The organism is Corallococcus sp. 4LFB, from assembly GCF_046520365.1.
Taxonomy (GTDB): Bacteria; Myxococcota; Myxococcia; order Myxococcales; family Myxococcaceae; genus Corallococcus; species Corallococcus caeni.
The window spans coordinates 1-10,365 of the sequence record NZ_JBKGHJ010000317.1 but is presented as its reverse complement, the minus strand read 5'-3'; the positions used below and the strand labels follow the sequence as shown (position 1 = coordinate 10,365).

Genomic DNA, 10,365 nt, shown 5'->3' with positions numbered 1-10,365 from the left:
TGGGCCTGCCGGGGGATGTGGAGCCCGTGATGGTGTTCCCCTGGTACGGGAACCCCAAGCCCGTGCCTCCGCTGCGGCAACTACCGGCGGGGAGATTCGAGAAGCACCACATCTTCCCTCAGGAACAGCGTCTGGCTGAGTGGTTCAAGGAAAGAGGCATCGACATCCACCAGTACACGATCCCGATTCCCGTGCACATCCACCGACGCATCCATGGCGGAGGGCCCAAAGGGGGACTGTGGAACCAGGCCTGGCGTGAGTTTCGAGAGACGAACAACACTGCTCAGGCACCAGAGATCTTCAAGCACGCCGGGGAACTCATCTACCGCTTCCAGCTTCTGGGTGGGCCCATCGAGAAGTACAACTGACCGCCCATGACCCGTTTTTTTCGCCTCCGCCACGACAAGACGGTCGACTTTCGCCTCAACGGTCTCGTCGATGCCACGCACAAATGGGGATTGCCGGGCCTGAAGAACTGCCCGGGATGTGGTGCCACTTGGAGCACCTCCGCTCAGCTCTATCCATGCGTCGACCTGTCCGAACTGCCGGAACGGGCGGAATTCGAAGAACCCCGTGCAGAACTGCTCCCCGAGTTCATCCGCCTTCGCGAGTTGGTGCGTCCCCTGACGCCACCCCATACGGAACTTCCGCCTGGCACCAACTTCGGGCCGCTAGTGGGCCGCGCCTCCGGTCAGTTCCAAGGCTTCGTCGGTCTTGAGGATTGTCTGATCGTCTTGCGGCGCGACACGCTCGAAGCCCTCCAGGCCGCGGGCATCCGAGGGCTGCTCGGGTGCAAGACAGAGCTGCGGTTCCGGCAGAAGACGCCTCCGGAGATCCTCGAGCTTCAACTCGAACTGCGCGGCCGGATGCACCGTGACTGCCTTCCGCCCGACCTTGCACCGCCCTGTCCTACCTGCGGACGCGTAGGCCTTCGCCTTCCGGAGGACCTCATCCTCGACGGAGCCTCCCTGCCCACGGACCTGGACCTCTTCCGCCTGGGCGACTACGGCACCGTCCTCATCGGCACGGACCGCTTCAAGGACGCGGTGGAGCAGGGCGGGTGGACGGGCATCTCCTTCCGCGAACTTCCCGTCCGCTAACTGGCGGGGAAGGGCGGTGGCTCCACCACCACCTCCATGGGCAGGACCTCCTTCTCCGCGATCCACTTCACCCACAGCTTCGGACGCGCGGTCGTGCCGTGGTGCTTGGGCCGCTCCAACCGGATGGACAGCCAGTTGCGGTCCCGCAGGTACAGCTCCTTGCCCACCGGCAACAGCTCCGTGTGCAGGAACCCCGGCAGGTCCTCCCGCGAAGCCTCCGACATCGCCAGCATCCCCTTGAACGCGAGCCACCCCGGCGGCGGGTGCACGATGGGCGACGACGTCGCCTGCTCGATGAACACCTCCCCCACCGTGCCCAGCGCCGGAACCAGGTGGTCCGGGTTGCGTGAACGCACCCGCGCCCTGGCCCCCACGTGCACGTCCCCGGACAACACCGTCACCGCGCAGTAGGACTTCTTCGCCAGCGAGAACAGGTTCATCAACATCCGCGTGCGCTCGCCCCGGTGCACCGCGGACTCCCACTGGTCCAGCAGGTCGTCACGCAGGCCCACGCCGCCCCCGCTCATGCGCTCCATCGCCGGCCCGAAGCGCAGGTGCACCAGCGGCACCGACGACACCACCAGCACGTGCCTCGCCTTCTTGCCGTTCTCCGGCCGCTGGCGGTGCTCGTCCCTCCAGGCGTCGAAGGCGTCCCACTGCGACCGGCTCATCACCGTGAACTCGGACTGCTGATGCGCGTCCTCCGTGTCGATGACCCGGCTGGTCCGCCCGCTCCTCAGGTCCAGCAACACCACGTCCAGGTCGCAGTCCGCCGTGGAGAAACAGAACGTCTGGAAGTAGTGCCGCGCGGGCTGCGTCACCCCCCGGTCGTCCGGCTCGCGCGCCGTCGCCGGCTGGTCCAGCCAGCCTCGCTGGAAGGCCTCGAAGGCCCGCGCCGCCGCGCTGTAGATGGCCCGGTACCAGGGGGCCTGCTGGAGCTCCTCGTGCGAACCCCACCCGTCGAAGATGTCGTGGTCGTCCCACATGAAGAGGCCCGGCACCCGCCTGAGCATCGGCGCGATGCCCTGGCTCCCGCCCCACCGCTCCCGGTAGAGCCAGACGTATTCCACGAGCAGACGCTCCGACAGGCCGTCCGGAACCGGCAGCTTCAACCGCTCTGAACGGGGCAGCTTCATGAACGCGTTCAACACATCCATCGTGTTGTGCAGCGAGTCCGCGTAGAGCTGATCCCCACCCCCGATCAGCAGCTGGAACCCCGGCGTCTTCGCTGGATCCACCGGGTCCTTCAGGTGGTGTTGCAGCATCCGCTCCCAGAGCGCGAAGGGCTGCCCCAGGTCGCTCCAATCACTCGCACGGCTGGCGCCGTTGCAGGAGAAGAACGCGATGTTCGGCGATACACCCCGCGCCGGAATGACGACATCCGACACCACCAGCGGCTCCGGCGGGATGACCGTGGATGACCACGGCCGGTCATCTCGCGGCGGTGGACGCTCGAAGGTCACCGGCACGCCGGGCGTGTCTGGTGATTCGAAGTGATAGGACAGCCGCTGGGCCACGTCCTTGCGCGGCAGGACGACCTCCCAGCGCCACACCACGCCCCGGGTGTTCTTGGGCAACGCGGTGAAGTCCACGGCGGCCTTCACCTCGTCGAACACCGCGACCCGCTTGCCCTTCGCGTCCTGGAAACACAGCCGCAACGCCGGAGGCTTCCTCGCCGACGTGCTGTCGAGGAACACGTTGACGAAGAAGCTCCACACGTCGTGGGACTTCGGGTCCGGCGTGGCCTGCGCCCTGGCGTACAGGATGGGTCCCAGCAAGAGCTTCATGGGGAAAGCCTTGCATGGACGCCCCTTCCTGTCTCACCCCTTGGGCGGCGTCACCGCGAGCGGCTGGTACGTGCCGAAGCTCCAGACGTTTCCCTCGGGGTCCAGCGCGCTGAAGTCCCGCGAGCCGTAGTCCGTGTCGTGCAGCTCCATGGCGATGCTCGCGCCCGCCGCCTTCGCCCGCGCGTACAGCGCATCCGGGTCCGTCACCACCACGTAGATGCCCTGGTTCTTCAGCGGCACCTCTTTCGACGCGGCCAGCTTCAGCCGGCCACCCTCCGCGCCGCCGAACATCACCAGCCCGTGGCCCAACGTCAGCTCCACGTGGGCAAGGGCGCCGTCAGGCTTGCGGTAGACGACCCGCTCCTCGCAGCCGAAGGCCTGCTTCAGGAAGCGCAGGGCGGCCTCCGGGTCCGCGTAGTGGAGGAAGGGATAGAGGCTGGGCAGGGGCATGGACATGGCGAGGTCTTCCTTTCACCGAGCATCCTGCCCATCCCCCTCCGGCGCGGCTTGTACGGATTTCACCTGCGAGCCGGATTCGAAGCCCCCCGCGTCGGGGAGCGAGCGGCGCAGCAGGGCGGACGGCGGTCCCCCGGTGAACTGGCGGAAGTCCCGGTTCAGGTGCGCCTGGTCGAAGTACCCCAGCTCCACCGCCAGCTCCGCCCAGCGCACCGGCCCCCCCGCCTTGATGCGCTCCACCGCCCGGTCGAAGCGCAGCAGGCGCGCCAGCCGCTTTGGAGGCAACCCCACCTGTTCATGGAACTGGTGGATGAGGTGCTTGTGGCTGTGCCCCAGCTCACTCGCCAGCGCGGCGATGTCCACCTGGCCTCCCGTGCGCTGGATGCGCTCCACCGCCCACCGCACCCCGGCCTCCACCCTGGGACCGCGCTCCACGCGCTGGAGCAGGAAGGCATCCGCGCGAGCGAAGCGCGTCTCCCAGTCCGGCGCCTCCTCGAGCTGCTCCACCAGCCGCCGCGCCTCGCCGCCCCACAGGTCCTCCAGGCCCGTCACGCAGTGGGACAGCTCGTGCATGGGCACGCCGAAGACACTCCGGGCTCCCAGGGGCGTGAGGTTCACCTGGAGCCCGTGGGACACGCCGCCGTGCTCGGTGGTGCTCCAGCGCTCGTCCAGGCCCGCGACGAAGCCGGAGCAGTGCCGCGTCACCCGGCCCGCGTCGTCCAGGTGCTTCAGCAGCGGCCCGAACTCCAGGATGAGCACCACCTGCACGCCGGGCAGCTCCTGCCGGCGCATCGGCTGGGGCATGGCCTCGCGGTAGCCGCAGTAGTCCCGGACCAGCGGCGCCAGCGCCGGCGGCGGCGTGGCCAGCGCCATCTCCCAACCGCCCCGCTCGGACGCGTGGCGCACCACCCGGACGCGATGCATGCGCAGGACTATTTCGAGCCCTTGCGCAGGAAGTCCAGCAGGGCCGCGTGCCACTTCTCCGGCGACTCGAAGTGGGGGATGTGGCCCACGTTGGGAAGCTCCACCAGCGTGGCGCCCGGGATGGCGGCGGCGGTCTTCTTCCCCAGCGCCGGGTACTGCCCCAGCTTCGGCAGGAGCGCGGGCGGCACGCTGCCCTTGCCCACCACCGTGCGGTCCTCCTGCCCAATCACCACCAGCGTGGGCACCTTCACGTTCGGGAACTCGTGCACCACGGGCTGCTCGTAGATCATCGTCTGCGTGGCGGCGGAGACCCAGGCCAGGCGCGGGTACTCGCCGCTGAGCGTCTGGCGGTAGAGGACCTGGACGTATTCGTCGTACTCGGGCTTCCACTTCACGTAGTAGCCGCGCTGGTACTTGCGCAGCCCCTCCTCCGTGGCCTGGAGGTTCTCCTGGTAGAGGTCCCCGGTGGACTTCCACGGGACGCTCTCGCGGTAGTCCTCCAGCCCGATGGGGTTCTCCAGCACCAGCTGCGTGGTCACCTCCGGGTACATCAGCGCGAAGCGCGTCGCGAGCATGCCGCCCATGCTGTGGCCCACCACCGCGGCCTGCTTCACGCCCACCGCCTCCAGCACCTGCCGGGTCAGCGACGCGAGCGTGTGGAAGCTGTACGCGATGGCCGGCTTGGACGACTTGCCGAAGCCAATCTGGTCCGGCACGACGACGCGGTAGCCCGCGCCGGTGAGCACGCGGATCGTGTCCTTCCAGTACGCGCCGAAGAAGTTCTTGCCGTGCAGCAGCACCACCGTGCGCCCGTTGGCGTTGCCCGTGGGCTTCACGTCCATGTACGCCATGCGCAGGTCCTGGCCCTCCAGCTTGACGGGCAGGAATTGCACGGGGGCGGGGTAGGGGTAGCCCTCCATGCCCAGGCCCAGCGCCTCCGGCGTGCGTTTCGCTTCCTGCGCGTTCGCGGCCGGAGCGGAGAGCAACAGGGCGGAGAGCAGCAGGGCGGGAACGCGGACGGAGGACATGGGGCTCCTTGGCGGAACGGGACGCGCGGGAACGGCAGTGTGGCCGGGACATTCCCCCGCGTCGCGGATTTCAGAGCGCTCCGCCCTCCCGGAGGTTGATGCCGTATTCCAGGTAACCCTTGAGGCAGCTCATCATGTGCATCCAGCCACCCGCGTTGCCGTAGGACGCCTCGAAGCCCTTCTCATCCGGCTTCCACCCGGACTCGCTCACCTTCACCATCGTGTTGCTTGCGTCCAGCGCCACGAAGGACATCTCCACGCGCGTGAGGGCGCCGCGGTCCGCGGGCCACTCGAAGACGATGCGCTCGTTGGGGATGACCTCGCGCGTGATGACGTCGAACTCGCCCGGGGCCTCCGCGAAGCTCCACTTCACCGTCGCGCCCTCGGCCAGCGGACCGCTGCTCGTCTTCACGAAGTAGCCGCTCAGCTTCGCGGGGTTCACCACCGCCTCGAACACCTGCGCCACCGGCTTGCGGATCTTCAACTGCACCTGGAACTTCGGCTCCATTCGCCACCCCTTGCCGTGAACTGGTCCAGGCCCCGAAATAGGTTATAGAAATATAACATGTCAAGGAGCGACCGGGACGACCTCATCTTCAAGGCGCTGGCGGACTCGCGCCGGCGGGCCATCCTGGACCTGTTGAAGGACGCGCCCCGGACCACCGGGGAGCTGTGCGAGCACTTCGAGAAGACCCTGGACCGCTGCACCGTGATGCAGCACCTCAAGGTGCTGGAGAAGGCGGAGCTGGTGCTGTCGCACAAGGAGGGGCGGACGCGGTGGAACCACCTCAACGCGGCGCCCATCCAGGACATCCACTCGCGGTGGATCAGCGCCTACGCCACGCACGCGGTGAAGCTGCTGACGAAGCTGAAGCGGGACCTGGAGGAGGACTGACGGCGCGTCAGTGCGCGCTGTCGGAGAAGGGCTGGACGTCCGCGGCCTGGGCCAGGGGCTCGTTCTCGAAGCGGGCGGGCTTGAGCAGGCGCGTGCTGAGCACCAGCGCGAGGAAGATGGCGGCGGAGCCGATGGTCACGAAGCGCAGGTGCATGCGGTCCGCGAGCGCGCCCTGGAACCAGACGCCCAGCGAATAGCCCGCGCCCAGCACCATGCTGTAGAGGCTGCCCATGCGCGCTTGCAGCTCGCGCGGCACGCGGCCCTGGCAGGACGCGCTCAGGCTGCTCATCAGCACCAGGTAGTTGGCGCCGAGGAAGAAGATGCACACCGCGGCCACCTGGAGCGTGGGCGCCAGCCAGTACACGCCCGCCAGCACCGCGATGGTCGTCGCCGAGTAGCCGCGCAGCTTGCGCTGCCCGAAGAGCTCCGCGAGCGTGCCCACGCCCAGCGCCGCCGTCACCGCGCCCGCGCCCTGGCACGTCACCAGCAGCGACGTGGCCGCCGCGCCCTGGCCCAGCTCCCGGATGGCGAACACCGGCACCAGGCCGATGAAGGGCGCCACCAGCGCGGCCACGAAGAAGGTGGCCACCAGCACCAGCGAGATGTCCTCGTCGTCGCGCGCCACGGTGATGCCGCGCCGGATGCCGTCCCAGAGCGGCTCACGCTTCACGGCCGCGTCCCGCGCGGGCGGCTCCACGCGCCACAGCGCCACCAGCACCGCGAAGAAGGACAGCGTGTTCGCGAGCAGCGCCCACGCGGGCCCGCCCGCCTGAAACACCACCGCGGCCAGCGTGGGGCCCAGGATTCGGCCCAGGTTGAACTGCGCGGAGTTGAGGCTGGTGGACAGGTGCAGGTCTTCCGGCGGCACCAGCTCCGCCAGCAGCGCGGAGAAGGCCGGATAGGTGAGCGTGCTCACGCACCCGTTGAGGAACGAGATGACGCCGATGACGGACACCGACAGCTGTCCGCGGAACGCCAGCACCGTCAGCACCGCCGCGAGCGCCGCCTGCAGCAGCGCGCCCAGCCCCGCGTACGCGCGCCGGTCGAAGCGATCCGCCAGCGCGCCGCCCACCGGCGCCAGGATCACCGCGGGCAGGAACGACAGCGCGACGACGGCGCCCGTCCACTCGGCCTTGCCCGTGGTCTGCGTGACGTACACGCCCATCGCCACCGTCTCCATCCAGGTGCCGATGTTGGAGACGAGCGCGCCCAGCCACACCGCGAAGTAGCCGGGCGAGTCGAACGGGCGCAGCGAGGTCAGTCGTGGGAGTCGATGGGCAGGCACGTCGGAGTCTGTCTTAGCGCACGCCGCACGCTCGCGCCTTGCACGGCGCGGCACGCTTGGAGGCGCAATGAAGCGCATGGCAGCCCAGGCAGCAGCCCTGCTTCAACGAAGCGCGCATTCCCTGACGGTGAGGCGCGCTGCGTGACCTGCAAAACACCCACGAAAGGCGCGGCGCTCCGTGGGTGCGGGTGCGGCGTTGTCGGGAAGGCGCGGCGCTACGGCGCGGTGCTGGAGGCCGTGGCGGGCGACTTGCGCGCGGAGAGGCGGCCGTCGTCGGCGATGCGGGCCCCCGTGTCGGGGAAGTCCTCGGCGGTGAGCTTGCGCACCAGCGAGACGACGTTGGCGTCCGGGTCCGGCTGGGTGATGCCTTCGCCCACCTGCTTCGTGGGGAGGATGCGGCCGGTGGAGAAGCGGCCGTTCGCGTCCAGCTCCACCTCGAGGATCATCCCCAGGCCCTGCGGGCCCCTGAGGTTGAAGCGGCCGTAGGTGGCGAAGTTGCCCATGGAGTAGGCGATGAGGCGGCCCTGGTAGAACTCCATGGCGCGCGCGACGTGCGGGCCGTGGCCGAGCACCAGGTGCGCGCCCGCGTCCACCACCGCGTGGGTGAAGACGCGCAGGTCGCCGCGGTCCTCGCCGAAGAACAGCTCCTTGCCGGGCGGGACGTGCAGGGCCTTGCTGCCCTCCGCGCCGCCGTGGAAGGAGACGATGACGATGTCGTGCGTGGCGGCGGTCTGCTTCACCAGCGCGGTGGCCGTGGGCAGGTTGTTGAGGTGGTTGCAGCCCGCGGACGTGTGGAAGGCCACGAGGCCAATCTTCAGGCCGTTGCGCTCCAGCGTGGCGACGCTGCCCGGCGGACCGCTCCAGGCGATGCCCAGCGCGTCCAGCGTGGACTCGGTGGCGCGGCGGCACTCCTCGCCGAAGTCGCCGGAGTGGTTGTTGGCGGTGGAGACCACGTCCACGCCGGCCTGCTTCAGGTACTCGCCGAAGGAGGTGGGGGAGCGGAACGCGTAGCAGTTCGCGGGCGAGCGGCACTTGGTGGTGCGGCCGGTGTCGCAGAGCGGCCCTTCCAGGTTCACGAAGGTGAGGTCCGCGTCCTCCAGCAGGGGGCGCACGCTGGCGATGACGCTGCCGCCGCCCTCGGGGGGCAGGTAGCCCTCCGGCACGGTGGTGCCGAGCATCAGGTCACCGGCGGCGCGGATGCGCAGCTTCGCGCCCGGGGGCGGGGGAGGGCGGGGCGTGCTGTCCACGGGCTGCGCGAGCTTCGCCTGGAGCGCGGCCTGGCTGCGGGCCTGCGTGAGCGCGCCTTCCAGGTCGGGTTGATTGGGATTGAGCGCGCGCACCTGCGTCCACTGCGTGAGGGAATCCGCCCAGCGGCCTTCCACTGAGTAGGCCCAGCCCAGTTCCCAGCGGCAGTCGGCGCGGGAGGGCGCGGCCTGCACGCACGCGGACAGCTCCGCGATGGCGGTGCGGGAGTCCTTGGACTGGAGGGCGGCGACGCCCCGGGCGTAGTGCTCGTCCGGGTTGCCCACGGCGAGGCCGGGCGCGGCGGCCTTGCTGTGCATCACGATGGCGGCGGCGCGCAGGCGCCGAAGCTGGCCTCCACGGCGATGCGGCCCGCTTCGGAGAGGGAGTCTGTCTGGCTTTGCGCCGTGGCGGGCGCGGCGCCCGTGGCTGGTGCGGTGTCCGAGGCAGGGGAGGACGGAGCCGCCTGGGCGAGGCCCGCGGGCATCCGCATCGAGACGGCCGTGTCCCCCATCGCGCTCCGCACGGACGCGAGGCCCGCGGCTTCCAGCTGTCCGGCTCCGACGTTCCGCAGGACGGAGCGCACGGAGGCCGTGCCCGCCTGGGTGAGGCGGGCGGCGCTGGAGGACTCGGCTGTGGAGAAGTTGGGGACGGACGCGGCGGGCGCGGCGAGCGCCAGCATCAGCAGGACGGACGGGGGGGCCATGGCCCGCGCATCTTACGGGATGGGACGGGGGCAGGGGCGCCATCCACGGGCCCGGTTCACCAGCAGCCGGGCAGGCGACACCCCTACACCCCTCCAAGGCCCCGCCTACCCCAGCGCGTCCAGCAGCATCGAGCCCTTGCGCTGACGCGGCAGCAGCCGGAAGTGCTTCAGCTCCCTGCGCTTCACCCGCCGCTCCAGCGCGCTGTGCAGCGACACCCGCCCCGGCCCGCGCATCAGCGTCCCCAGCGCGATGGCGATGAGCGCCAGGTTGAACTCGTAGCCGCCCTTCGTCATGTCGAAGCCGTTCTTCCGGTGCACCTTCGCGATGGCCATCGCCTGCGTGACGATGACCGACACCGCCGTGAACCGCGTCGCGATGCCCAGGATGGAGCTCACCCCGGCCACCAGCTCCGTGATGCCCGTGGCCAGCAGCCACGGCTTCCCGGGCTTGATGCCCAGCTGCTCGAACATGCCCACCTGCTGCTCCATGCCCTCCCTCTTCAGCTTCGACAGGCCGTGGTGGATCATCGTCGCGCCCAGCGACAGGCGCGGCGGCAGCAGCGCGGCCGACTTCAGCAACGACGGTTGTTCGTTCAGCATCGCCACGTTCATGGAGCTCTCCTCTTCGGGGCGCGGGCGTCCCGTGGGTGAAGTGCCCCATACGTTGTGACGCGTCCGCGCCTCCGGCCCCGACGCTCGCAGGCTCCCACGCCCGGCGGCCGGGCAGCTCAGCCCCCGCTCCGCTCCGCCAGCGGCACGTCCATCAGCGCCGCCACCTCCGCGCTGTACCCGCCGGGGCCCTCGCCGTGAACGATGAGCGGCGCACGGACCGACAGGCCCCGGTCCTGGTCCCGCAGCGCCTGCACCAGGAAGCGCGTGGCGGGCGCCTCCACCCGCGCGTGCACCGACCGCAGCACCCGGGGGAACAACCGCGCGCCCGCG

10 protein-coding genes and 2 pseudogenes are annotated in these 10,365 nt (G+C 69.9%); 3 read left to right on the top strand and 9 right to left on the bottom strand.

What is annotated here, in order from left to right; translation table 11 throughout:
- Together ACLEQD_RS28225 and ACLEQD_RS28220 are read left to right on the top strand one after the other, a co-directional pair.
- A partial coding sequence (locus tag ACLEQD_RS28225; protein ID WP_410388202.1) for a TIGR02269 family lipoprotein occupies nt 1-368 on the top strand: 368 nt, incomplete at its 5' end.
- A 6-nt stretch (nt 369-374) separates the two neighbouring features.
- Nucleotides 375-1,100: a double-CXXCG motif protein gene (locus ACLEQD_RS28220; protein ID WP_410388200.1), complete on the top strand. Its 726-nt coding sequence runs from the start codon at nt 375-377 to the stop codon at nt 1,098-1,100.
- Here the strand turns inward: ACLEQD_RS28220 and ACLEQD_RS28215 are convergent.
- The 5 genes from ACLEQD_RS28215 to ACLEQD_RS28195 form a co-directional block, all read right to left on the bottom strand.
- Nucleotides 1,097-2,887 carry an alkaline phosphatase D family protein gene (locus ACLEQD_RS28215; protein ID WP_410388198.1) on the bottom strand — a complete coding sequence of 597 codons (1,791 nt, stop codon included), beginning with the start codon at nt 2,885-2,887 and terminating at the stop codon, nt 1,097-1,099. The two genes, ACLEQD_RS28220 and ACLEQD_RS28215, sit on opposite strands and share 4 nt — an antisense overlap.
- Before the next feature lie 33 nt (nt 2,888-2,920).
- On the bottom strand, nt 2,921-3,343 hold the full coding sequence (locus tag ACLEQD_RS28210) for a VOC family protein (protein WP_410388196.1): 423 nt from the start codon (nt 3,341-3,343) through the stop codon (nt 2,921-2,923).
- 15 nt (nt 3,344-3,358) lie between these two features.
- The gene (locus tag ACLEQD_RS28205; protein ID WP_410388194.1) at nt 3,359-4,267 is read right to left on the bottom strand and encodes a helix-turn-helix domain-containing protein; all 909 of its coding nucleotides are present in this window, start codon (nt 4,265-4,267) and stop codon (nt 3,359-3,361) included.
- 8 nt (nt 4,268-4,275) lie between these two features.
- Nucleotides 4,276-5,295: an alpha/beta fold hydrolase gene (locus ACLEQD_RS28200; protein WP_410388192.1), complete on the bottom strand. Its 1,020-nt coding sequence runs from the start codon at nt 5,293-5,295 to the stop codon at nt 4,276-4,278.
- A gap of 70 nt (nt 5,296-5,365) precedes the next feature.
- Nucleotides 5,366-5,803 carry an SRPBCC domain-containing protein gene (locus ACLEQD_RS28195; protein ID WP_410388190.1) on the bottom strand — a complete coding sequence of 146 codons (438 nt, stop codon included), beginning with the start codon at nt 5,801-5,803 and terminating at the stop codon, nt 5,366-5,368.
- A gap of 57 nt (nt 5,804-5,860) precedes the next feature.
- Between ACLEQD_RS28195 and ACLEQD_RS28190 the strand changes: the two genes are divergently transcribed.
- Nucleotides 5,861-6,190: a metalloregulator ArsR/SmtB family transcription factor gene (locus ACLEQD_RS28190; protein WP_410388188.1), complete on the top strand. Its 330-nt coding sequence runs from the start codon at nt 5,861-5,863 to the stop codon at nt 6,188-6,190.
- A 7-nt stretch (nt 6,191-6,197) separates the two neighbouring features.
- Here ACLEQD_RS28190 and ACLEQD_RS28185 read toward each other — a convergent pair whose 3' ends face one another.
- The 4 genes and pseudogenes from ACLEQD_RS28185 to ACLEQD_RS28170 all read right to left on the bottom strand — a co-directional run.
- Nucleotides 6,198-7,475 (bottom strand): MFS transporter, encoded by a 1,278-nt coding sequence (locus ACLEQD_RS28185; protein WP_410388186.1) that lies wholly within the window; start codon nt 7,473-7,475, stop codon nt 6,198-6,200.
- A 215-nt stretch (nt 7,476-7,690) separates the two neighbouring features.
- A pseudogene (locus ACLEQD_RS28180) lies at nt 7,691-9,423 on the bottom strand (CapA family protein).
- Nucleotides 9,424-9,528: 105 nt separating this feature from the next.
- Entirely contained in the window at nt 9,529-10,035 is a 507-nt protein-coding gene (locus tag ACLEQD_RS28175) for a DoxX family protein (protein WP_410388184.1), read from the bottom strand.
- Between the two features lie 116 nt (nt 10,036-10,151).
- A pseudogene (locus ACLEQD_RS28170) lies at nt 10,152-10,365 on the bottom strand (SAM-dependent methyltransferase); the annotation flags it as partial.